Below are 22980 nucleotides of genomic sequence, written 5' to 3' on the forward strand. Positions count from 1 at the left end.
GCCGTCGACTGGCTCCACCCCTTCCCCGCCCGGCCGCCGACTGCGGGTCGATCCGCCGCCACCTGAGCGGCCGACCGCACGCGGTGCCGCGGGCCGGCCGCGCCTACCCTATTCTGGGAGCGCTCCCGGTCGTCGGTGGCAGGCAACCTGCTGTGAGGAGAACGCAGAATGTCGAGACTCACCCGGCGGCGCCTGCTCCAACGCGCCGCTTCGTCCCCCGCACCCACCGGTGCGACCGGCACCCCGCTGGGTGCCGCGGCCGCCATGACGGCCGGCGCCACCGTGGCCAGTGCGGTCGCCGCACCCGAGGGCGGGAGCGACCCGGCCGCCGAGCCGCGGACGGCGCTGCGCTTCCCGACCGGCTTCGGCTGGGGCGCGGCCACCTCCGCGTACCAGATCGAGGGGGCGGCGAAGGAGGACGGCCGGGGCGAGTCGATCTGGGACACCTTCAGCCGTACCCCGGGACGGACCAGCAACGGTGACACCGGTGAGATCGCCGCCGACCACTACCACCGCTGGGCCGAAGACCTGGACCTGATGCGCGACCTCGGGTTGGACAGCTACCGGTTCTCCATCTCCTGGCCCCGGATCCAGCCCGACGGCACCGGCCAGCCCAACCAGCGTGGCCTGGACTTCTACCGCCGGCTCGCCGACGGACTGCGGGAGCGGGGCATCGCCCCGATGGCCACCCTGTTCCACTGGGACCTGCCGCAGGCGCTGCAGAACAACGGCGGTTGGGAGTCCCGCGACACCGTCGAACGCTTCGCCGACTACGCCGACATCGTCTTCCGGGCCCTCGGCGAGCGGATCCCGGTCTGGCTCACCGTCAACGAACCCAAGACCGTGGTGCAGAACGGCTACCTGCGCGGCCACCACGCGCCCGGCCGACAGGACCCGGACGCGGCCTACCTGGTCGCCCACCACCTGCAGCTGGCGCACGGTCGGGCCGTGCAGGCGTTCCGGGCCACCGGCCAGCCGGGCCGCATCGGCCCCGCGCTCAACCTGCACCCCTGCTACCCCGCCGACGACTCCCCCGCCGCCGCCGCGGCGACCCGGCTCTACGACGGATACGAGAACCGCCTCTACCTCGACTCGGTGCTCACCGGCAGCTACCCCGCCGACGTGCTGGCCGACCTTGGCCCGCAGAGCCGGCTGGCCAGGGGCATCGTCGACGGTGACCTGGCGGTGATCTCCGCACCGGTCGACCTGCTCGCGGTGCAGTACTACACCCCGATCTACGTCACCGCCGACGGCGGCACCGAGCAGCGCTGGCCCACCTCGGTCGCGGCCTGGCAGCAGATCTACCCCGACGGCATGTTCGACATGCTGACCCGGGTGACCCGCGACTACGGGCCGATCCCGCTCACCATCACCGAGAACGGGCTGCCCACCGCCGATATCCTGGCCGCCGACGGCACCGTCGAGGACACCGGACGGGTGGAGTTCCTGCGCGACCACCTGACCGCCGTGCACCGGGCCCTCGCCGCCGGAGTGCCGCTGGAGAGCTACCACGTCTGGTCGCTGATGGACAACTTCGAGTGGGAGGTCGGCTACGACCAGCGCTTCGGCCTGGTCTACGTGGACTACGCCACCCAGCGCCGGATCCTCAAGCGCAGCGCCCACTGGTACCGGCAGGTCATCCGGGACAACGGCTTCTGACCGCCGGCCGGCCGTGCGGTGGCCCCGGTCCGCACCGGGGCCACCCAGCCCGCCCGATCAGCGCGGCAGGGCCTGCTGGAGCTCGGCGCGCAGCGCCGGGGTCAACATCTCCCCGGTCTGCTTGACCAGCCGGGCCATCTCGTAGCCGACCACCCCGATGTCGGCGTCACCGGCGGCGAGGGTGGCCAGGATCGAGCCGTCCCGGATCTGCATGACCAGGAAGTAACCCCGGCCCATCTCGACCACCGTCTGCTTGACGATGTCACCGTCGAACATCTGCGCCGCACCGGCGGTGATGCTCATCAGACCGGAGGTCACCGCGGCGAGCTTGTCGGCGTGGTCACGGGGCAGGTGGTCGGAGATCGCGACCAGCAGGCCGTCGGAGGAGACCACCACGGCGTGCGCCACGCCCGGCACACGCTCGGCAAACGCGCTGACCAGCCAACTCAGGTCCCGAGCCTCCTGGCTCAACGTGGTTGTCACTGTGCTCCCCCTTCACTGCGCACACCCGCCGGCGGCATGATCATTTCAGTGGTCTCCTCGTTCTCGGCCTGTCGTACGCCACTGTAGAAGCGCGACAGCATCCCGCCCACGGCCTCCGGGTCCGGCTCGTGCCGCGGCGCGGCCTCCACCGGCCGGGCCGGTTGGGTGACCGCGGAGAGCTGCGCCATCGGTACCCGCACCGGCAGACCGCGCGCGTTGGTGCCGCCGGTCACCGGCCGCTCCGGTGGCGCGGCCGCCGGCCCGGTCCCCGGAGTCGGACCCTGCCGCGACCACCAGCCGCTGTCGGGGGTCTGCCGGGCCTGCGGGGCGAGCACGTCCTCGGCGCGCACCGACCGGGCCGGCATGGCCCGCTCCGCCGCCGGACGGGCCGGTCGCGGCACCGTCGTCGGGCGGGGCCGTCGCCCCGCCACCGGCAACTCCGCCGTGCCACCGGCCACACCGTTGCCCGCCTGCGGCAGGCCGACCGCACCGTTACCGGCCTTGGGTAGGCCGGCCACACCGTTACCGACGGCCGCCGGCACGCCGATCGCGCCGTTGCCGGCCGCCTGGCGGGGCAGCATCCGCGGCACCGTCGGCGGGTCCAGCTCCATCGCCTCGACCGGGGCGAGCAGGGCCCCCGGCAGCCGCATCCGGGCCACCAGACCGGACGACTCCCCGAGGTGCAGTCGCACCTCGACGCCGTGCCGGGCCGCCAGGTGGCTGACCACGAACAGACCCATCCGCTCGGAGGCGGCCACGTCGGCCGCCGGCGGGCTGGCCAGGATCGCGTTCGCCTCGGCCAACGCGGTCGGGCTCATCCCGAGACCCCGGTCCACGATGTCGATCAGCGCGCCGTCGCCGTCGTTCCACGCGGTGACCACCACCATGGTGTCCGGCCGGGAGAACGCCGTGGCGTTCTCCAGCAACTCGGCCAGCAGGTGCACCAGGTCCCCGATCACGTGCCCGACCAGCTGCAGGTCCGCCACGGAGTCGTGCCGGATCCGCTGATACTGCTCGATCTCGGCGCTCGCGGCCAGCAGGACCGCGCCGAGCCCGACCGGCCGGTTCCACCGCCGGGTCGACTCGGTACCGGCCAACACCAGCAGGCTCTCGTCGTTACGGCGCATCCGGGCGGCGAGGTGGTCCAGCTTGAACAGGTTCTCCAGCTGGTCCGGGTCGGCCTCCTCCCGCTCCAGGTCGTCCAGGAGCTTCAGCTGCCGTTCCACCAGCACCTGGCTCCGACGGGCCAGGTTGACGAACATCGCGTTGACGTTACGCCGCATGGTGGCCTGCTCGACGGCGACGCTGACCGCGCTGCGGTGCACCGCGACGAACGCCTCGGCCAGCTCACCGATCTCGTCCAGGGAACGCACCACCGCCGGGGCGACCTCGATCTCGGGCACCCCGCCGCTGACCGTCCGGAGCCGGTCCAGCGCGTCCGGCAGCTCGACCTGGGCGATCCGCAGGGCCTGTCCGCGCAGCTGGCGCATGGACCGGGCGATGGAGCGGCCGATCAGCACCGAGGTCAGGACCGCCGCGCCGAGCACGATGGCGATCGCGCCGGCGACCAGCAGGGTACGACGCAGCTGGCCGCTGCTGGCCCCGTCGGCCTGGACCACCGCGTCCTCGAGCACCTCGGCCAGCACCTGACCGAGCAGCTCCTGCCGCTGTTCGCTGGCCGTCCACCACTGCAGGGCGGGCAGGACGATCGGCTCCGCACCGCCGGTCGGCAGACCCTGCTCCTCCAGCACGGTGGCCGCGGCGAAGGCGGGGTTCACCGAGGCCTGGTCGTAGCGGGCGATCTGGGCGTTGTTCGCGGCGACCCGGAAGGCACCCAGGGCGGTGAGCTGCTGCGCCCGCAGGTCGGTCAGGATGACCTGGTCCTCCAGCCCGTACTCGCCGGCCCGGGCCGCCTCGAAGAGCTGGGAGCTGACCCGGGAGGACAGCTCCTTGACCCGGGCCAGCTGCACGTAGCGCAGCACGGCGTCGGTGAGCACCGACTCCCCCTCACCGGGCGAGGGCTCGGCGAGCAGGTTGAGCAGCGAGTCGATGGCGCGGTGGTAGTTGCTGAGGATGGTGTCGCTGCTCAGCACGGCCGCCGGCACCGCAGCCCGGATGAAGACCACCTGGTCGGTGGCCTCCTGCACCTGCGAGTACGTCACCTGCCAGGACGCGTCGGCGTCGAGCAGGGGCTCCGCCGCCCGCCGCAGGTCGGCCAGGGCCCGGTCGGTGTTCTCCTGCAACGGCCGCAACGCGGCACTGGCCTGCTCACCGCTGTAGCGGCGCTCCGCGGCCCGCAGCTCGGCCAGCTCACCGGAGGTCCGGTCGCGTTCCTGCTGCAGCGCGTGCACCGCGGCGTTGATCTCGCGGCCGATGCCTACCTGCGCCGCGAAATCACTCAGCGTGGTGGTCTGTCCGATCAGATTGGCGGTCTGCACGCTGGCCAGCACCAGGAACGCCAACGAGGGGATGATCAGCACCGCGGCGAGCTTGGTGCCCATCCGCCAGTCCTTCAACCGCAGCGCAGACCGCCGTCGGTGGGGTACGACCCGCACGTCGAACCTGCGCCGGCGGTGGCTCGACACCCCGCCGGGATTCGAGTCGGGACGTGTGCCCACTCTGCCTCCTTGATCCCCGCGCACGCCGATCCCCGGCGGGCGGGGTCCATCCAACCAGGCCTGTGAGCTGTGTCAACGCCCTGGGTTAAGGAAGACTTCAGGAAGCAGCCCCCGAGGGTGCGGAAGCTGGCACGGTCGGTGGATCCGACTCGTCCGTCCGGCCGATGTCGACCGGTTGCGCAGCGTCACCAAAGCGTCCCGACGCCGCCAACGCGGCACCACTGGCGCCGATCTCCGGATCGGGTTGGTGGCGTACCGTCCGGGGCGCGAGCGTCGCGGCGAAAGCCCGCCGCCACCAGGGCGAAGCCGCCACCGCACCGCCACCCAGCACCACCTCGACCCGGCTGTCCACCGTGGACTCCAGCACCGCCAGGTCCTCGGCGACCAGGTCACAGAGGCCCCGCATCAGCCCGGCCAGCAGCTCGACGCCGGTGGTGCCGAAGCTGATCCCGCTCAACTGCCCGGAACCGGCCGGTGCCAGACCCGGCGGCCGGTCGCCGCCGAGGCGCGGGTCCGCCGCCGGTCCACCGTCGAACGGCACCCGGTCCAACGCGGCCGCCAACTCCGCGCCGCGAGGCAGCCGCAGCTCCCGATCGGCCCAGGCGAAGAGGTTGCCGCCACAGGAGTACGCCGCGCCGGTCACCACGTGCCCGTGGTCCACCCGGTACCGCCACAGCTGCTCGGGCAGCGGAGGCAGCGGCGCACCGGCCGGCACCGGCTGGATCAACCGGACCGCGGCCGAGGTGCCGACGGTCACCGCCGCCCGGCTCTCGTCGACGCAACCGGACCCGACGTTGGACGCCGCGCCGTCGCCCACCGGCGCGTGCCACGAGACGTCGGCCAGGTCCGGCCAGCGGCGGGCGTGCTCCGGACGCAGCCGGCCCCGCCAGTCCATGTCGGCCAGGTGAGGCAGCTCACCCGGGCGGACCCCGGCCAGCTCGCACGCCTCGGCGTCCCAGTCCAGGGTGCGCAGATCGAGCAGCCCGGTGCCGGAGGCCTGCGAGATCGACATCGGCATCTCGTCGAGCAGCGCACCGAGGACGTACTCGACGAGCCCGGCGAAGCGGGTCACCGGGGTGTCGGTCCGCGCCCGCAGCCAGGGCAGCCGCATCGACCAGTAACAGCGGTGCCACCAGGTGCCGGTGCGCTGGTGGAAGGCGTCGGCATCGGCCGGGCCCGGCGCACCCGGCGCCGGCACGGCCCGGGTGTCCAGCCAGGTCAGCACCGGCCCGAGCGGCTCACCCCGGGCGTCCAGCGGCACCACCGAATGCCACTGGGCGCAGGTGGCCACCATGGTCACCCCGCGCAGGTGCCCGCCGGCTGCCAACTCGTCGAGGCACTCGACCAGGCCGGTCAGGTACTGCCGACCGTCCAGGGTGCCGGTGCCGTCGTCGTGGGTGCTCAGCCGCATCCTGCGGCGGGCCAGGGCACCGGAGACGAGGTCGCCGTCGGCGTCCAGCACCAGGCCCCGCACCGACGAGGTGCCCAGATCGAGAGCGAGAATCTTCATCGCGGCTCACGGTACCCAACGGGGCCGGTGTCGTACCCCGATCGGCCACCGGTACCGACGACCGCTTCCGGTGCCTGGGTGCGGCGGCGTAGGGTGTCGGCATGCTCGCGCCGTTGTCCTTCTGGTGGCCCGCCGACCCGGCGGCCAGCACCCGCGCGTAGCTTCCCGACGCGGCCGCCGACGAGGCGGCCGCCGGTCCTCCCCGGCTCCCGGGCCGCCCCGGAAGCGGCAGCCGAGCCCGAGGAGAACCGATGTCCTGCCTGTCCGACCTGCTCGACGCCGTCGCCGACGGCCGCGACCCCGGACCCTTCGCGCTGCTGCACCGGGCCGGCACCGAGCACCTGGAACTGTTCACCGGCACGCTGCGCACGGTCGACCGGCTCGCCGACATCCCGCTGCCCGACGACGCCGCCGGCCCCCGCACGTTGGCCCTGGTGCCGTACCGGCAGATCACCGAACGCGGGTTCGCCTGCGTCGACGACGAGCTGCCGCTGGAGTGCCTGGTCATCGAGGAGGAGCAGCGGATCCCGGCGGCGCTGGCCCGCGGCGTGCTGCCGGCGGGTCCGGTGGTCACCGGCGGCGCCGCGTTCGACAGCACCGACGAGGAGTACGCCGCCGCGGTGGACCGGGTACTGGCCGACGAGATCGGCCGGGGCGAGGGGGCGAACTTCGTCATCCACCGGACCCTGCGGGCCCGGGTGGAGGGGTCGGTGCTGGTGGCGGCGCTGGCCGCGCTGCGCCGGCTGCTGCTGGCCGAACGCGGCGCGTACTGGACCTTCGTGGTGCACACCGGCACCCGCACGCTGGTCGGGGCGAGCCCGGAGCGGCACGTGAGCGTCGACGACGGCCTGGTGATGATGAACCCGATCAGCGGCACGTTCCGGCACACCGGGGCCGACGCCGACCGGGACGCGCTGCTGCGGTTCCTGCACGACCCCAAGGAGGTCGAGGAGCTGTACATGGTCCTCGACGAGGAGCTGAAGATGATGGCCCGGGTCGCCGAACGCGGCGGGCAGGTCGTCGGCCCGTACCTCAAGGAGATGGCCCACCTGGCGCACACCGAGTACCTGCTGGCCGGGCGGGGTTCCCTGGACGTGCGCGAGGTGCTGCGCGAGACGATGTTCGCCCCCACCGTCACCGGCAGCCCGATGGAGAACGCCTGCCGGGTGATCGCCCGCCACGAACGCACCGGCCGCCGCTACTACGCCGGCGTGCTGGCCCTGCTCGGTCGCGACGACGCCGGCCGGCAGACCCTCGACGCGCCGATCCTGATCCGTACCGCCGAACTCTCCGCCGACGGTGACCTGCGGGTGAAGGTCGGCGCGACCCTGGTGCGGCACTCCACCGCCGACGGCGAGGTGGCCGAGACCCACGCCAAGGCCGCCGGGGTGCTGGCCGCGTTGGGCCTCGGGCCGCAGGCCCCCGACCACGGCCCCCGACCGCCGGTCCGGCTCGCCGACGACCCCGAGGTACGCGCCGCGCTCGCCGCCCGTAACGCGCCACTGGCCCGGTTCTGGCTGGACCAGCGTCCCCCGGGCAGCACGGTGCTGCCCGGCCTGGTCGGCCGGCGGGCGCTGATCGTGGACGCCGAGGACACCTTCACCGGCATGCTCGCCCACCAGCTCGCCGCCCTCGGACTCGCCGTCGACACCCGACCGTGGCACCGGCCCGGCCCCCTCGACGAGCACGACCTGGTGATCGTGGGTCCCGGACCGGGCGACCCCGCCGGTGACGAGCCGAAGATGGTGGCGCTGCGCCGGTTGCTGACCGGGCTGCTGGCCACCGGCCGGCCCACCCTGGCGGTCTGCCTGGGCCACCAGGTGCTGGCCGGGCTGCTCGGCCTGCCGCTGCACCGGCGACGGACGCCGTACCAGGGGTTGCAGCGGCGGGTACGGCTCTTCGGCGTGCCACGCCGGGTGGGTTTCTACTCGACATTCACCGCCCTGGCCGACGTCGACCGGCTGCCCACCGGGTACGGCCCGGTGGAGCTGGCCCGCGACGACGCCGACGGCGCGGTGCACGCGCTGCGCGGGCCGGGCTTCGCGGGGGTGCAGTTCCACCCGGAGTCGGTGCTCAGCCCGGACGGCCTGGCGGTCCTGGCCGATCTGCTCGGGCACCTGCTGGACCGGCCGGACCGGACGTTGGCCGGGCATGGTTTCCCGGAGCGGGGGTAGGAACCGTGACGCCCGGGGCCGGGCGGATTCGAGAGCCTCCGCCCGGTCCCGGGTCCACGCTCAGCCGGCGGCCAGGCCGGCGCGCAGCGCGGTGCCGATCCGCACCGCCCGCTTCGCGGTCAACGCGGTGGCCGCGAGCGCCACGTGGTCCGGCGGCACCTCCCCGTTGTTGCTGGTGTGCGAGGCGCCGTACGGGTTGCCGGCGACGAACTGGCTGGGGTCGGTGTAGCCGGGGGTGACCACCACACCGCCCCAGTGGTAGAAGACGTTGAAGAGCGCCAGCAGGGTGGACTCCTGCCCGCCGTGCGAGGTCGCCGTGGAGGTGAACCCGGAGTAGACCTTGTCAGCCAGCGCGCCCCGGGCCCAGAGCGGGCCGGTGGTGTCGATGAACTGCTTGAGCTGCGCGGCGATCATCCCGTACCGGGTCGGCGACCCCATGATCACCACGTCGGCCCAGTCCAGGTCGTCGGGCTCGGCCTCCATCACGTCCTGGGTCTCCAGGCGGTGCGCCTGCCAGCCGGAGTTGGCCCGGATCGCCTCGTCGGGGGCGAGCTCGCGAACCTTGCGCAGGCGAACCTCGGCCCCGGCCTCACCGGCGGCCTCGCAGGCAGCCTGGGCCATCTGGTACGTGATCCCGGTGGCGCTGTAGTAGATCACCGCGACTTTGGTCTGGCCGTCCATCAGGTAGTCCTCCCTGTTTTGTGGATCAACTCCGGCGACTACCCGTTACTTGCGTCGTCAAACACCGCGGGGAAATCCCTGGACAGCGCCCCACCCCCGGCTGGCATCCTCGGCGACATGCAGATCCGGGACGCGACCCCCGACGACTGGCCCTCGATCTGGCCCTTCCTGCGCGAGATCGTGGCCGCCGGCGAGACGTACACCTACCCGCGCGACATCACCGAGCAGCGGGCGCGACAGATCTGGCTGCCCGCCCCACCGGGACGCACCGTGGCCGCCGTCGGGGCCGACGGCACCGTGGTCGGCTCGGCCAAGCTGGGCCCCAACCAGCTCGGCCCCGGCTCCCACGTCGCCAACGCCAGCTTCATGGTCGCCCCCCACGCCGCGGGGCGGGGCGTCGGCCGGGCCCTGGGCCGGCACGTGCTCGACCTGGCCCGCGCCGAGGGCTACCGGGCGATGCAGTTCAACGCGGTGGTGGCGAGCAACCACCGCGCGGTGGCGCTGTGGCGCTCGCTCGGCTTCGCCGTCGTCGGCCGGGTACCGGAGGCCTTCCGGCACCCCACCGAGGGCTACGTCGACCTGCTGGTCATGCACCAGCGGCTCTGAACCGACCGGCCCGTTGGCCGGGCGTGTCGGGGCGCGCCGGGCCGGTCGGGGGTGCGCGGTAGCCTGGCCCGGTGATGCTGCCCCTGCCCGCCGGCGAGTTCCAGGCGTACCTGTTCGACTGCGACGGCACCATCGTCGACTCGATGCCCCAGCACTACGCCGCCTGGCAGCAGACGCTCGACGAGTGGGGCTACGCCCTGTCGGAGGAGCTGTTCTACGCCTGGGCCGGCCGCCCCAACGCCGACATCATCGCCGAGCTGAACCAACGCCACGGCCTGACCATGCCCCTGGCGGAGGTGGTCGCCCGGCGGGAGGCCCTCTTCCACGAGCTGCTGCCCACCGCCACCGGCATCCCCGGCGTGCTGGCGCACATCGACGACGCGCACGGGCGGATCCCGTTCGCGGTGGTCTCCGGCAGTACCCGGCCGGCCGTCACCGCCTCCCTCGACGCGCTCGGCATCCTCGACCGCTTCGACGTGCTGGTCTGCGCCGGCGACTACACCCGGGCCAAGCCCGACCCGGAGCCCTTCCTGCGCGCCGCCGAGCTGCTCGGCGTACCCCCGCAGGACTGTCTGGTCTTCGAGGACGCCGACCTGGGCATCGCCGCCGCCGAGGCGGCCGGGATGGCCGTCGTGCGGGTGCCGCAGCCCCGCCGGGGCTGACCCCCGCACGCCGCGCGCTTGCTCAAGATATCCGCAAGGTGTCCGGAGTACGGTTCCCGGTCGGCCCGGAAAGCGCCATCCTGATGGGTGCCGGTGCTCGCCACCGCGTTGCTGGACCTGAACGGGGGATCGCGCTGGGCCGCAACGACGCTGGCACAGCGCGATCAGGGGGTGCGGCGGCTTCCGGCCGGGTGTCGGTGCCCGTGCCTATGCTGCGGTCGACCACCGGCGGAAGGCGGCATCCTCGTGGCACCCGTTTCGACTGCGCTGACCCGCGCCGAGGCGCTCGCGCTGCGGATGGCCGCGCTCCGGCTGCGCCCGCACCCCACCGCCGCCCCGTTGGCCACGGTGGCCGAGGTGGTGGAGTGGTTCGGTGCCATGCAGGCGCAGGACCTGGCCAGCGGCATGTGGTCGTTGGGCGTACGACTGCCGGGGTCGACCCACGCGGACGTGCACGCCGCGCTCGAGCGCCGGGAGGCGCTGCGGACCTGGCCGATGCGCGGCACCATCCACCTGGTGCCGGCCCGCGACGCCCGCTGGCTGCTGGAGCTGACCGGGGTACGGGCCCTGGCCGGCGCGGCCCGCCGGCGCGCGTTCCTCGGGCTGTCGGAGGCCGAGGCGGACCGGGCCGCCGACGTGCTGGGCGGCGTCCTGGCCGGCGGCGGCCGACTGACCCGCACCGAGTGCGTGGCCGCGCTGGTCGCCGCCGGCATCGACGGCGCGGGCCAACGCGGCTACCACCTCCTCTGGTACGCGGCCCAGCGCGGCGTCACCTGCATCGCCCCCAACGTCGGCAGCGAGCAGACGTTCGCGCTGCTCGACGAATGGGCGCCGGGCCAACGTCAGCTCGACCGGGACGAGGCGCTGGCCACCCTGGCGCTGCGTTACTTCCGGGGCCACGGCCCCACCACGCGGCAGGACTTCGCCGGCTGGACCGGGCTGACCGCCGCCGACGCCAAGCGGGCCATCGCCGCCGCCGGCGACGAGCTGACCACGGTCGACCTCGACGGCGTGCCTGCGGTGCTGTCCGCGCCGCTGACCGACACGCCCCACACACCGGCCGACGCGCCCGGCACCCCGGTTGACACGCCCCACCTACCGGCCGACGACGTGCTGGCCCTGCCCGGCTTCGACGAGTACCTGCTCGGCTTCAAGGACCGGGCACTCATGCTCGACCCGGAGCACCGGCAGGCCATCGTTCCCGGCGGCAACGGCGTCTTCCAGGCCACCGTCGTCGTCGGCGGCCGGGTGGTCGGCACCTGGAAGCGCAGCCTGACCAAGACCCGGGTCACCCTGACCGTGCACCCTCTCGTCGATCTCACTGCGGCCCGCCGCGAGCAGGTGGAACGGGCCCTCAGCCGGTACGCCGACTTCCTCGCCCTGCCACCCCGGGTGACCTGGGCCTGACCCCGCCAACGCGGACGGCCCGACCCCACCCGACGGGCTGACCCCGCCAACGCGGACAGCCCGACCCCACCCGACGGGCTGACCCCGCCAACGCGGACAGCCCGCCCCCGCCCGACGGGCTGACCCCGCCGACGCGGATGGGTGGAGCAGGCTGGACAGCCCGCCCCACCCGTCAGCGGTTCGTGGGTGTGAGAAGGGGACCCTTCTCTACCGAAAGCGTTAACAAGGGGCCCTTCCTTACAGGGCGCCGGCGGCTCGGCCCTCGTGCAGGGTGAGGTTGCGCCCGTCGGACGGGTTGAACAGGTGGATCTTCTCCAGGTTGAACCAGACCCGGTGGTCCTGCCCCTCGGCCACCGTCGACTCCGCCGACAGCCGGGTGACCAGGTTCGAGCCGCCACCGGCGAAGTCGGCGGCACCGGCGTCGGCGGCCAGCTCCTCCAGTTCGGCGGCGGTGGCCTTCTCCCCCTCGACGGTGAAGTAGACGTACTTGTCCGAGCCCATGGATTCGACGATGTCGACAGGCGCGGTGAACTCCACCCCCCGGCGGCGGGTCTCGTCGTCGATCAGGCCGGCGTCCTCGAAGTGCTCCGGGCGGATGCCGAGGATCAGCTCGCGCGGCGCGTCGGCGCCCTCCAGCTCGCGGCGGATCCGGTCGCCGATCGGCACGTCACCCAGGGCGGTCCGTAGCGTGCCGTCGTCGACCGCGGCGTGCAGGAAGTTCATCGACGGTGAGCCGATGAACCCGGCGACGAAGAGGTTGCGCGGGTTGTCGTACAACTCCTGCGGGGGGCCGACCTGCTGGATCGCGCCGCCGCGCATGATCACCACGCGGTCGCCGAGGGTCATCGCCTCGGTCTGGTCGTGGGTGACGTAGACGGTGGTGGTGCCGAGCTGCTTCTGCAGCCGGGACACCACGGTACGCATCTGCACCCGCAGCTTGGCGTCCAGGTTGGACAGCGGCTCGTCCATCAGGAACGCCTTGGGTTTGCGGACGATCGCCCGGCCCATCGCCACCCGCTGCCGCTGGCCGCCGGAGAGGTTGGCCGGTTTGCGGTCCAGCAGCGCGGTCAGCTCCAGGACCTTCGCCGCCTCCTCGACCTTGGCGTCGATCTCCTGCTTGTCGAGCTTGGCCAGCCGCAGCGGGAAGGCCATGTTCTCCCGCACGGTCATGTTCGGGTACAGCGCGTACGACTGGAACACCATGGCGATGTCCCGATCCCGGGGGGCCTTGTCGTTTACCCGTTGCCCGGCGATGCGCAGCTCACCGGAGCTGATGTCCTCCAACCCGGCGATCATGTTCAGGGTGGTGGACTTGCCGCAGCCGGAGGGGCCGACCAGGATGACGAACTCACCGTCGGCGATCTCCAGGTCCACGTCGGACACCGCCGTGGTCCCGTCCGGGAACTTCTTGCTCACCTTGTCCAGCACGATGTCAGCCATGAGTACCACCTATCCCTTGACAGCGCCGGAGGTCAGGCCGGAGACGATGCGGCGCTGGAAGAAGAGCACGAACAGGATGATCGGAACGGTGATCACCACGGCGGCCGCGCAGATCGCCCCGGTGGGGTCCTCGAACTGCGACTCGCCGGTGAAGAACGACAGCGCCACCGGCACCGTGCGGGCCCGCTCGGTGGAGGTAAGCGTGATGGCGAAGAGGAAGTCGTTCCAGCAGAAGATGAAGACCAGGATCGCCGTGGTGAACAGCCCCGGCGCGGCCAGCGGGGCGATGACCCGCCGGAACGCCTGCGCCTGGGTGGCGCCGTCCATCTTCGCCGCCTTCTCCAGGTCCCACGGGATCTGCTTGAAGAACGCCGACAGCGTGTAGATCGCCAGCGGCAGGGCGAAGGTGATGTACGGCAGGATCAGCCCCGGCCAGGTGTCGAAGAGGCCGAGCTGCCGCTCGATCTCGAACAGCGGCGACACCAGCGACACCTGCGGGAACATCGCGATCAGCAGGGAGACGCCGACGAGCAGTTTCTTGCCGGGGAAGTCCAGCCGGCTGATCGCGTACGCGGCCATCGCGCCGAGCACCACCGCGATCGCGGTGGCGATCAGGGCGATGCCAATCGAGTTGATCAGGGCCCGGACGAACTGGTCGGTGGCGAAGATCGACCGGTAGTTCTCCAGCGTCCATTCCCGGGGGATGAAGTTGCCGTCGGTGAGCGTCGCCGGTGTCTTGAACGACAGCGAGGCGATCCAGAGCACCGGGACCAGGGCGAAGACCACGACGATGGCGTCCATCAGACCCCAGCGCAGCTTGGCCCGCGTGGTGGTGTCGGCCATGTCAGCGCCTCTCCCCGTCGTCGCTGCCGGGGGCAGCGGTACCGAACAGCTTCACGAAGACGAACGCGATGATCGCCACGGTGATGAAGATCAGCACCGACATCGTCGACCCGATGCCGAGGTTCAGGCCCCGGATCAGGTTGTTGTAGGCCAGCATCGACACCGACGAGGTGTCGTTGCTGCCGGCGGTCAGCACGAAGATGTTGTCGAAGACCCGGAACGCGTCCAGGGTGCGGAACAGCAGGGCGACCAGGATCGCCGGCTTCATCACCGGCAGCATCACCTTGGTGAACCGCTGCCAGGCGGTGGCCCCGTCGGTGGAGGCCGCCTTGAGCAGGTCCTCGGGCACCAGGGCCAGACCCGCCATCAGCAGCAGCGCCATGAACGGGGTGGTCTTCCAGATCTCTGCCAGCATGATGATCGCCAGCGCGCTGCCCCGCTCGGTGAGCGGCGCGCTGCCGTCGAAGAGGTTGGCCAGGTATCCGGTGCCCGGCGTCCAGGCGTACCGCCAGGAGAAGGCCGCCACCACCGTGACGATCCCGTACGGGATCAGCGCCGCGGTCCGGACGATGCCCCGGCCGACCAGCGTCCGGTGCATGATCAACGCCAGCCCCATGCCGAGCACCAGCTCGACGGCGACGGTGACCACGGTGATCAGCATGGTCACCCCGAACGCCGTCCACCAGAACTCGTTGGTCAGTACGGTGACGTAGTTCTCCAGCCCGATGAACTCCCGCTCGTCGGGGAAGCGCAGGTCGAAACGCTGCAGCGACAGCCACACCGAGTACAGGATCGGGTAGGCGGTCACCAGCACCATGACCAGCGCGGCCGGGGCGCAGAGCAACCAACCGAGGCGGCGTTCGGCCCGCTTGTTCTCGCTCAGCGGGGCCCGGTCGCGTCGGCGTTTGCGCGGCGGTGGGGCGAAGGGGTGCCGCCCGGTGGGCGTACCCCCGGTGGTGTCGCTCTCGGCGGTGGCGGCGGCCTGCGCGCCGGCCGGCGTGGCGGGCACGCTCATGGCAGCACCCCTCTCGACACCAGGGCGTCGGCGATGGCCTCACGCAGTTCCTTGGCGGTCTGCTCGGGCCGGATCCCCGACGGCGGCGACAGGTAGGCCGACATGACCGTGGAGATGTTCTGGTAGGCCGGGGTCAGCGGCCGGGTCGCCGGCTCCTGCAGCTCCTCCAGGATGGTCTCCTTCATCGGGTACGCCTCGTCCATCTCCGGGTCGTCGTAGATCGCCTCGATGGTCGGCGGCACGCCGTCGTTGATCGCGGAGAACTTCTGGTTCTCCTCGTTGCGCAGGCACTTGGCGGCCTCGAACGACTCCTGCGGGTACCGCGAGTACGCGCTGACGGCGAGGTTGTACCCGCCGACGGTGACCTTGCTGGGGGTGCCCGGGTCGACACCGGGGAAGCGGGCCCAGCCGACCTGCTCGGCCAACTGCGGGTTCGCCTCCTGCAACGCCGGATACACGAACGGCCAGTTGAGCTGGAACGCACCGTTTCCGGACTGGAACTCCAACCGGACCGGGTCCTCGGTGGCGTTGCTGAACGACGGGGAGGTCACCCCGGAGGTGGCGAAGCGCTGCAGGGTCTCCAACGCCCGTACGGCACCGGCGTCCATCACCGCCTCGGTGCCGTCCTCGCTGAGGATGCGGCCACCGGCGCTCTCGGCCAGGGTGTTGTAGAGCACGACCAGCCCCTCGTACTGGGCGCCCATGGTGAGCACCTGGTACGGCTGGCCCTGGCTCTTGAGCTCCTGGGCCATCTTGATCATCTCGTCGAAGGTGGTCGGCGGCTGCTGCACCAGGTCCTTGCGGTACCACAGCAGCTGCACGTTGGTGTTCTTCGGCGCGCCGTACAGTCGGTCCTCGTAGCTGGCGGTCGCCAGCGGCCCGGCGAGGGTGCCCTGCTCCACCTCGGTACGGTCCGACCCGGTCCACTCCCGGATCCAGTTCGCGCTGGCGAACTCCTGGGTCCAGGTCACGTCGAGCCCGAGCACGTCCATGCCGGTGTCCTCGGCGGCGAGCCGGCGGACCATCTGCACCCGCTGGTCGTCGGCCTCGCGTGGCAACGTCCGGTAGACGATCCGGTACCGTCCCTGCGCTTCGGCGTTGCAGTTGTCGACGACCTGTTGCAGGTTCTGTTCGGGCCCGTAGTACAGGTTGATCGTGGGAACTCCACCGGTGTCGTCCGAGCCGCACGCGGCCAGCGGTCCCAGCAGTGCCAACGCCGCCGTCGCGGCAACCACCCGTACCCGTGGCCGACGCCGATGTCGCGCCTGGTCAGCGTGTGTCGTCATCCGCCCCTCCCCTCATGTGCTACGGCGAGAGCCGGGGAGGGGGTCCGTGCCCCGGCGCACGGCGAGACGGACGGCGGCCGTACCGATCCGATCCGGCCCGGCCCCGGGCGTTTCGTGGCGCTAACACTGCCCGACCTGCGAAGCAGCGAAACCTGATATCTGGTCCGGTCCGAAAAATACTGACATTTACCCTAAGGTTATCGCCGCTGTGGACCGGCCGGGGTCACCGTAGGCTCAGGGGATGGACGCGACCTTCTTCTTCGACCCGGCCTGCCCCTGGACCTGGCGGGCCTCCCGCTGGCTGGTCCGGGTCGCCGACGCCCGGGACCTGACCATCCAGTGGCGTGCCTTCAGCCTCGCCATCCTCAACGATGGTCAGGTTCCGCCGGCCTTCGCCGAGATGATGGCCGCCTCCAGCCGGGCCCTGCGGCTGGTCGAGGCGCTGCGGGCGGCCGACCGCAACAACGACATCGGCCGCTTCTACACCGAGCTCGGCACCCGCACCCACGACGCCGAGGAGCCGCTGTCGGACAAGACCGTGACGGCGGCGGTGGAGGCGGCCGGGGTCCAGGACGCGGCGGCGGCCCTCGACGACGAGCGGTGGGACCGGGCGGTCCGGGAGTCGCACGACCTGGCGTACGCCTCGGCCGGCCCGGACATCGGCGCGCCGGTGCTGATGGTCCCGGGTGTGGAGCGGGGCATCCACGGTCCGATCCTCACCGAGGTTCCGGAGACCGCAGACGCCCTGACGATCTGGGACTCGATGCTGCCCCTGCTGCGGATCCCGGCCTTCCACGAGATCAAACGCGGCCGCCGCTGACCGCCCCGGTGGCGGACGGCGATGCGACCGTCCGCCACCTACAGGGCTGACGTGGGAGTGCCTGCCACCGCCCATTCGGACCTGCACTGTGGCGGGGCACCTGCGTCCCCCGAGTCACGGGCAGCAGATCAACGGAACCCGCCTGCGGTTGGTGGAGATGCTGGCCACGACGGTCGTGCCGCACCCTGCCGCAGCGCGAGGTGGTCTACCGTAAGAACGTGGACAACGTGTTTTCGATCGACTACGAACCGGTCCGACAGCGGTTCCCGTGGGTCGGGCTGGTCAACACCGGTGAACATGATCTCTCGGGACGCTACCGAGACATCATGGCCGAGGCACAGCGCGACCGCGCGATCGTCGAAGCGATCGATTCGATCCGACGTAGCGCATGAGGCAGCTGCTCTGCGACTCGGGGCCGCTGATCGCCACCTTCGACCGGGGCGACCGCCATCACGCCGCCGCCACCCGGCTGCTCGCCGAGTGGCCAGGACAGCTCCTCATCCCGGAGCCGGTGCTCGGCGAGACCTGCAACTTTCTGCGTAATCATGTCCGTGGCGGACCGGCGCTGGAGTTGCAGTTCCTGGAGGCTGTCACCCGCAGCGGTCCGGACTACACAGTGATCGTGCCCACCGAGGACGACCGACGCCGAGCAGCCGAGCTGGTTCGCCAGCTCGTCACGGCACCCCTCGGCTACGTCGACGCGACGGTCATCGCGTTGGCCGAGCGGCTCAGTGTGCCAGACATCGCCACGGTCGACTTCAAGTTCGTCGGCATGGCCAGTCGGGTCAGCACCGTCAAGTCCCTGCGCTGGGTGCTTCAGGAAGGTTGGTCGTAACGGAGGTCGGCCAGGCTCAGGGGTTTGGCGCTGTCGAGTCGACACGGCTCGGTAGGGCGTGGGATGGGATCCTCGTGCCGGTCGGCTCCGGCTCGCCCTCACCCGCGCCGTGGTGGACGTCTTCCAGGATCGTCGTGATGAGTCGGGCGGACTGGGCCTCGTCCAGCGCCAGGGCGTCAAGGCTGGCCCAGATCCGTTCGTACGCCGCCACCTCGCCCGGCCGGTCGAGGTAGAGCGCGCCGGTGAGGGCCTCGCGGTAGATGACGGGTGGTGCCGGTTCCACCCGGTTGCCGGGCGGGAAGCCCAGCAGCACGAACCCGCCCGCGACGGTACCGGCGTGCGGGCCGGCGGCCAGCGGCACCACCCGGATCGACACGGTCGACTGCCGACCCACGGCCAGCAGATGCCGAAGCTGGCCGGCCATCGCCGCCGGGCCACCGACGGGACGCAACAGCACCTCCTCGGCGAGCACCGCCTCGAAGCGGGGCGGCGCGGGCAACCGCCGCCGCAGCAGCCCCTGCCGACCCAGCCGCGCCTCGACCAGCCGATCCCGCTCACCGTCCGGACGATGCTGGCAGGCGACCGCCGCGTACTCCCGGGTCTGCAGCAGCGCGGGAACCAACGCCGGCTGGTACTCGCGCAGCCGGCCGGCGGTGGCCTCCAGGGCCGCGTACAGGTCGAACCAGTCGGGGACCGCCCCGCCGTAGGCGTGCCACCAGCCCTTGGCCCTCGTCTCCCCGGCCAGGCCGACCAACGCGGCGCTCACCGGGCCCGTCGCCCCGTACAACTCGCACATCGCCCACACATCCGAGCCACGGACCGGGCCGGCACCACCCTCGACCCGCCACACCCTCTGCGAACTGCACCGCAACGCACCCGCCGCGCCCTCCACCGTCATCCGCGCCTCGGTACGCAACTCCCTCAACACCCGCCCCAACACCCGCCGGGGCACACTCGACGCCACGTCCCCGCTCACCGCTCCCGCCTCCCCCGCCACCAGGCGTCCGCCGCCGGAGACCACACCGGCCGACACCCCACGCGCTGGTCGCCACCCCGCCCACCGGGCCGCTCCGCACGCCGGTTCACCCGCCGCCCCGGCCGTTCCGCCGGCATCTCGTAGACCACCGCGCCGTCACACCGCAACGTCACCACCGATCCGGGTACGCAAGCCTCGCCATCCACCCGCCGCCACCTCCCCGGCGAGACCCCGCCGGACACCACCCGCCCGATCAGGCCCGCCCCCGCCTTCCCCACCCGCAAGAACCACTTCCACCGCCTGGCCACGTGCCCTCCCCGGGTAGCTGATCGCAACGCAGGAACCTTACCTCACCTATAAAGCCTGTAAAGACAGATGGGGGATGCTTTATGAGTCGCTGGAACCGGGTGTTTCGCTGGCGGCATGCCGTACGCCCAGCCGCTGTGGCGCCAGATCAGGGACGATCTTCGCGCCAAGATCAAGGCTGGCATCTACCCGCCCGGCAGCAAGCTTCCCTCCACTCGACTTCTGGCCGAGGAGTACGAGACAAGTCACATGACCGTCCGCCGCGCTCTCGACTCGATGATCGAACACGACGAACTCATCGGGCGGATGGGCCTCGGTGTTTTCGTGACCGAGGCCCGCGACCAAGACCCATAGGAGCAGCCGGCCGTACGGCAACCCCGACGGCCCACCCCAGGAGACCGCCGACAGATCACGTTGGCGCCGAGGGCGTGGACCCCGATCGCCGTCTCGATCATCTCGGCCGCTGTCTGGTGGAACACCGCGTTGGCGCGGGTGTTGGAGCGCCGCATCGGACAGAAGTCGCAGTCGACCCGGCACAGGTTCGTCACCTCAACGACCGCGCGTACCACCACCCGATCGCCGTACACACCGGCGCGGGTGGCGCGGGCCTGGCAAAACAGTTCTTCTCGCTCGGAGCCTCGCAGGGTGAGCATCGCTCGGATATCGCGTTCGTCGAGCATGGGAATCTCCTCTTCGTCGAGCGCGGTGGCGCGGAAAGGGAGGCACATCGGCCTGCCCCCGTGGGAGCGGGACAGGATGGAGGCAACGCCGCTGGGGGGGCGTCGCCTCCGGCTTCCGGCCCAGAGTTGCGCCGAACGGCCGGACTGACGGTGGTCAGCAGTGCCTCATAGATCGATTGCACATAGCGGAACGTAGCCATGTTCGCGCGTCTTGCAATCATCGGTAAATGCCGCTATGCCACCCCAGCGCTGAACTTGTGCCGAACTTGCCAGGCCCAGTAGTGACGGACGCCGAGGTAATGGGAGAGACTGGCGCCATGCTGCTGAATGGGAAGCCCGTTGATTTGGATGAACTGAAGATCCTCGGTCTCACCAACTACGGTCACTTCACGTCCATGCGAGTGGACGGTGGCCGAGTGCGAGGGCTTACGCTGCACCTCGACCGGCTGTCGAGGGACTGCCGCACGCTTTTCGGCACGGAACTCGATCAAGATGAGGTGCGGCGCTACGTCCGCCGCGTCGTGGACGGTTTCGCCGGGTCGATCGTTGCCAGGGTGACGGTGTTCGACCCGGATCTCGATCTGGGGCACCCTGTCGACGCATCAAGCCCTCAGGTGCTCGTCACGATGCGGGTTGCGTCGAAGGTTCCGCCACCGCCGTTAGTGCTCACCGCCCACCGGTACGAGCGGGAGGTTCCAACTGTCAAGCACGTCGGCCTGTTCGGGACGGTATTCCACCGGCGTCAGGCTCAGCTCGCAGGCTTCGATGATGTCCTGTTCGTGGATGAAGAAGGGCTCGTCTCCGAGGGGGCGACCTGGAACATCGGTCTGATCGAAGGCGACGAGATCGTGTGGCCGCAGGCACCGGTGTTGCCGGGAGTCACGATGGCGTTGATCCAGCAGGAGCGTGCAGGGCTCCAGCGCCGCGTCAACGTGACGGAGTTGGATCGCTACACCGGAGCGTTTGTCACCAACGCCGCGATTGGAGTCCGGGGTATCGCCGCGATTGACGCCGTCCGTTTTGCCGACGCGGTACCGCTGGTGGAACAGATCCGGAAGGAGTACAGCGCCATCCCCGGCGAGCTGCTTTGACGAGCTTTACATCGGCGTATGCAGCGGTATGCTGACCCGCGACATCAAACTGGAGGAGTCGCAGGTGACCACCGTACGCCAGTGGTCCGGCAGGGAGGTCCGGGCACTACGCGAAGCACGCAGGATGAGCATTCGCGACTTCGCCAGGCATCTTGGCGTGTCAGACCGCATGGTGTCCAAATGGGAAGCTGGCGGGCAATCGATCAAGCCACGCCCGATGAACCAGGCTGTTCTCGACACCTCACTAGAGCGCGCAGGCGATGACGCGCAAGCACGATTTGTGTTGCTGATCGATGCATCGGTCATCGCATCCATACCCGAGCAGACTTCAACGCCCGAGGCGACTCATGTGCGCCATCCTGCGGACGGCAAGCTGATGGCGCTCGTTGACGCCGGCGTATACCTAAGCGGACCCGCCAACGAGCCAGTCTGGCTTCCCGCATTCTACATCGATGTCTATCCCACGACGAATGCAGACTACTCACGGTTCGTCAGAGCAACCGGCTACCGGCCCCCCTCCCACTGGCCGGAAGGCATCTGCACCTCGGAGTTGTCCGACCACCCAGCGACCTTTGTGAGCTGGAATGACGCGAGCGCCTATGCACGCTGGGCGGACAAAAGCCTGCCGAGTTCGCAGGAGTGGGAGAAGGCAGCGCGCGGCCCGAGAGGCAACGTGTACCCCTGGGGTGACCGGCCGACCCCTGCCAAGTGCAACGTCCGAGAAGGCAGCATTAGGAACACCACGCCCGTTGGGCGTTACCAAAGCGGAACGAGCATCTACGGGATTTTTGACCTGTGTGGAAATGTCTGGGAATGGTGTCGAACCGAGACTACGCCGGGGCGTTTCGAGCTCAAGGGAAGTGCCTTTACCAGCGGTTTTGAGCGAGCCACTCCCTCGAACTTCAATGACGCCGATGCCTTGATGCTTGACGACGACACCGGATTCCGGTGCGTCGTGGTAGCAGACGCCATGCAGGCCCTGTTGGCTGCCTGATGCGCGGCTCGCGTCCCGACGTACTGCCGGGCGTTGCTCGTAGATCTGCTCGGCAACAGGCCAGACGGCCTCTATCGCGTGCGGCCGTAAGAGGGACTCACCTCGCGAGCGGGGGCAATCACGGCCCGAACCTCACCGAGGTCCCGGAGACTACCGACGCCGGACCGGCCGGCATGATGGTGCGATGATCGCCCGTTTCAAGGACCTCTGCCTGGACGCCACCGACCCGTACGCGCTGGGTGCCTTCTGGGCCCGGGTGCTCGACGGCGAACTGGCGGACCTCGGTGACGGGGACGTCCGGGTCGACCCGGGTACGGCCGGCGCGGGCGCGGAGTCCATCTGGGTCAACGCGGTGCCGGAGCCGCGTACCGGCAAGACCCGGGTCCACCTCGACCTGCGGCTGGCCGGGGCCGGCCCGGACGTCCTGCTGGCCGCCGGCGCCCGGCTGGTACGCGAACCGGACTCGGAGATCGACTGGTGGGTGCTGGCCGACCCGGACGGCAACCTGTTCTGTGCCTTCGCCGCCCGCGAGGGTCAGCCGCCCGGCCCGTTCGAGCTGGTCGTGGACGCGGCCGACGCGGCCGGACAGGCCGCCTGGTGGGCCGGGGTGCTCGGCGGTCGGATCGAGGCCAGCGAGAAGGGCCCCGCCTCGGTGGTCGGCGGGGCCGGCTTCCCGTGGGACTTCCTGGTCTTCGACCCGGTGCCGGAGCGCAAGACCGTCAAGAACCGGATGCACTGGGACGTCGATCTGCTGGAGCCCACGCCCGCCGCCCTGATCCGGGCCGGCGCGACGCTGCTGCGCGAGCCGGACACCGAGATCGGATGGTGGATCCTGGCCGACCCGGAGGGCAACGAGTTCTGTGCCTTCGGACCTGATTCCAATCAGTGACCACG

Annotated in this window: 22 protein-coding genes; 12 read left to right on the plus strand and 10 right to left on the minus strand. The window is 71.1% G+C overall.

The window, feature by feature from the left end:
- The first annotated feature begins 168 nt into the window (after positions 1 to 168).
- Positions 169 to 1659: a GH1 family beta-glucosidase gene (locus ACN28G_RS15250; protein WP_421479485.1), complete on the plus strand. Its 1491-nt coding sequence runs from the start codon at positions 169 to 171 to the stop codon at positions 1657 to 1659.
- Positions 1660 to 1716: 57 nt separating this feature from the next.
- Here the strand turns inward: ACN28G_RS15250 and ACN28G_RS15255 are convergent, their stop codons facing one another.
- The 3 genes from ACN28G_RS15255 to ACN28G_RS15265 form a co-directional block, all read right to left on the minus strand.
- Positions 1717 to 2130 (minus strand): roadblock/LC7 domain-containing protein, encoded by a 414-nt coding sequence (locus tag ACN28G_RS15255; RefSeq protein WP_175440789.1) that lies wholly within the window; start codon positions 2128 to 2130, stop codon positions 1717 to 1719.
- A gap of 8 nt (positions 2131 to 2138) precedes the next feature.
- Positions 2139 to 4760: a nitrate- and nitrite sensing domain-containing protein gene (locus ACN28G_RS15260; RefSeq protein ID WP_421479486.1), complete on the minus strand. Its 2622-nt coding sequence runs from the start codon at positions 4758 to 4760 to the stop codon at positions 2139 to 2141.
- 97 nt (positions 4761 to 4857) lie between these two features.
- Positions 4858 to 6270, minus strand: coding sequence for an FGGY family carbohydrate kinase (locus ACN28G_RS15265; RefSeq protein WP_091440212.1), 1413 nt, complete (start codon positions 6268 to 6270; stop codon positions 4858 to 4860).
- A gap of 251 nt (positions 6271 to 6521) precedes the next feature.
- On the opposite strand from ACN28G_RS15265, the gene ACN28G_RS15270 reads away from it, so the two are divergent.
- On the plus strand, positions 6522 to 8444 hold the full coding sequence (locus ACN28G_RS15270) for an anthranilate synthase family protein (RefSeq protein ID WP_421479487.1): 1923 nt from the start codon (positions 6522 to 6524) through the stop codon (positions 8442 to 8444).
- A gap of 60 nt (positions 8445 to 8504) precedes the next feature.
- Here ACN28G_RS15270 and wrbA read toward each other — a convergent pair whose 3' ends face one another.
- Complete coding sequence (gene wrbA / locus ACN28G_RS15275) at positions 8505 to 9125, minus strand: NAD(P)H:quinone oxidoreductase (protein WP_091440220.1); 621 nt, start codon at positions 9123 to 9125, stop codon at positions 8505 to 8507.
- A gap of 117 nt (positions 9126 to 9242) precedes the next feature.
- Here wrbA and ACN28G_RS15280 point away from each other — a divergent pair, with 117 nt between their 5' ends.
- The 3 genes from ACN28G_RS15280 (at position 9243) to ACN28G_RS15290 (ending at position 11800) form a co-directional block, all read left to right on the plus strand.
- On the plus strand, positions 9243 to 9731 hold the full coding sequence (locus tag ACN28G_RS15280) for a GNAT family N-acetyltransferase (protein ID WP_091440221.1): 489 nt from the start codon (positions 9243 to 9245) through the stop codon (positions 9729 to 9731).
- 74 nt (positions 9732 to 9805) lie between these two features.
- Positions 9806 to 10393 carry an HAD family hydrolase gene (locus ACN28G_RS15285; protein ID WP_308472670.1) on the plus strand — a complete coding sequence of 196 codons (588 nt, stop codon included), beginning with the start codon at positions 9806 to 9808 and terminating at the stop codon, positions 10391 to 10393.
- 246 nt (positions 10394 to 10639) lie between these two features.
- Positions 10640 to 11800, plus strand: coding sequence for a winged helix DNA-binding domain-containing protein (locus ACN28G_RS15290; protein WP_373868309.1), 1161 nt, complete (start codon positions 10640 to 10642; stop codon positions 11798 to 11800).
- Positions 11801 to 12037: 237 nt separating this feature from the next.
- Here ACN28G_RS15290 and ACN28G_RS15295 read toward each other — a convergent pair whose 3' ends face one another.
- Genes ACN28G_RS15295 through ACN28G_RS15310 form a run of 4 tightly spaced genes read right to left on the minus strand, consistent with a single transcriptional unit; the run spans position 12038 to position 16384 of the window.
- Positions 12038 to 13240: an ABC transporter ATP-binding protein gene (locus ACN28G_RS15295; RefSeq protein WP_421479488.1), complete on the minus strand. Its 1203-nt coding sequence runs from the start codon at positions 13238 to 13240 to the stop codon at positions 12038 to 12040.
- 9 nt (positions 13241 to 13249) lie between these two features.
- Positions 13250 to 14083 carry a carbohydrate ABC transporter permease gene (locus ACN28G_RS15300; protein WP_091440227.1) on the minus strand — a complete coding sequence of 278 codons (834 nt, stop codon included), beginning with the start codon at positions 14081 to 14083 and terminating at the stop codon, positions 13250 to 13252.
- Between the two features lies 1 nt (position 14084).
- Positions 14085 to 15098 (minus strand): carbohydrate ABC transporter permease, encoded by a 1014-nt coding sequence (locus ACN28G_RS15305; protein ID WP_091440229.1) that lies wholly within the window; start codon positions 15096 to 15098, stop codon positions 14085 to 14087.
- Positions 15095 to 16384 carry an ABC transporter substrate-binding protein gene (locus ACN28G_RS15310; RefSeq protein ID WP_091440232.1) on the minus strand — a complete coding sequence of 430 codons (1290 nt, stop codon included), beginning with the start codon at positions 16382 to 16384 and terminating at the stop codon, positions 15095 to 15097. The genes ACN28G_RS15305 and ACN28G_RS15310 overlap by 4 nt, the downstream gene beginning before the upstream one ends.
- A 241-nt stretch (positions 16385 to 16625) precedes the next feature.
- Between ACN28G_RS15310 and ACN28G_RS15315 the strand changes: the two genes are divergently transcribed.
- From ACN28G_RS15315 to ACN28G_RS15325, 3 genes are all read left to right on the plus strand, one after another.
- Complete coding sequence (locus ACN28G_RS15315) at positions 16626 to 17204, plus strand: DsbA family protein (protein ID WP_421479489.1); 579 nt, start codon at positions 16626 to 16628, stop codon at positions 17202 to 17204.
- A 218-nt stretch (positions 17205 to 17422) separates the two neighbouring features.
- A complete protein-coding gene (locus ACN28G_RS15320) occupies positions 17423 to 17596 on the plus strand; it encodes a hypothetical protein (RefSeq protein WP_175440588.1) in 174 nt (57 codons plus the stop codon).
- Positions 17593 to 18039 (plus strand): type II toxin-antitoxin system VapC family toxin, encoded by a 447-nt coding sequence (locus tag ACN28G_RS15325; RefSeq protein WP_091440245.1) that lies wholly within the window; start codon positions 17593 to 17595, stop codon positions 18037 to 18039. The genes ACN28G_RS15320 and ACN28G_RS15325 overlap by 4 nt, the downstream gene beginning before the upstream one ends.
- A 16-nt stretch (positions 18040 to 18055) precedes the next feature.
- On the opposite strand, the gene ACN28G_RS15330 is transcribed toward ACN28G_RS15325, so the two are convergent.
- Positions 18056 to 19015 (minus strand): helix-turn-helix domain-containing protein, encoded by a 960-nt coding sequence (locus tag ACN28G_RS15330; protein ID WP_421479490.1) that lies wholly within the window; start codon positions 19013 to 19015, stop codon positions 18056 to 18058.
- A 423-nt stretch (positions 19016 to 19438) separates the two neighbouring features.
- Between ACN28G_RS15330 and ACN28G_RS15335 the strand changes: the two genes are divergently transcribed.
- The gene (locus ACN28G_RS15335) at positions 19439 to 19675 is read left to right on the plus strand and encodes a GntR family transcriptional regulator (RefSeq protein ID WP_091440251.1); all 237 of its coding nucleotides are present in this window, start codon (positions 19439 to 19441) and stop codon (positions 19673 to 19675) included.
- On the opposite strand, the gene ACN28G_RS15340 is transcribed toward ACN28G_RS15335, so the two are convergent.
- Entirely contained in the window at positions 19567 to 20001 is a 435-nt protein-coding gene (locus ACN28G_RS15340) for a hypothetical protein (RefSeq protein ID WP_421481005.1), read from the minus strand. The two genes, ACN28G_RS15335 and ACN28G_RS15340, sit on opposite strands and share 109 nt — an antisense overlap.
- Before the next feature lie 317 nt (positions 20002 to 20318).
- Here ACN28G_RS15340 and ACN28G_RS15345 point away from each other — a divergent pair, with 317 nt between their 5' ends.
- The 3 genes from ACN28G_RS15345 to ACN28G_RS15355 all read left to right on the plus strand — a co-directional run bounded on the left by ACN28G_RS15345 (position 20319) and on the right by ACN28G_RS15355 (position 22975).
- Entirely contained in the window at positions 20319 to 21092 is a 774-nt protein-coding gene (locus tag ACN28G_RS15345; RefSeq protein ID WP_421479491.1) for an aminotransferase class IV family protein, read from the plus strand.
- A gap of 64 nt (positions 21093 to 21156) precedes the next feature.
- Complete coding sequence (locus ACN28G_RS15350; protein WP_421479492.1) at positions 21157 to 22086, plus strand: SUMF1/EgtB/PvdO family nonheme iron enzyme; 930 nt, start codon at positions 21157 to 21159, stop codon at positions 22084 to 22086.
- A gap of 184 nt (positions 22087 to 22270) precedes the next feature.
- A complete protein-coding gene (locus tag ACN28G_RS15355) occupies positions 22271 to 22975 on the plus strand; it encodes a VOC family protein (RefSeq protein WP_091440254.1) in 705 nt (234 codons plus the stop codon).
- The last annotated feature ends 5 nt before the right edge of the window (positions 22976 to 22980 follow it).

Source organism: Micromonospora sp. WMMA1923, from assembly GCF_049179195.1.
GTDB lineage: Bacteria > Actinomycetota > Actinomycetes > Mycobacteriales > Micromonosporaceae > Micromonospora > Micromonospora yangpuensis.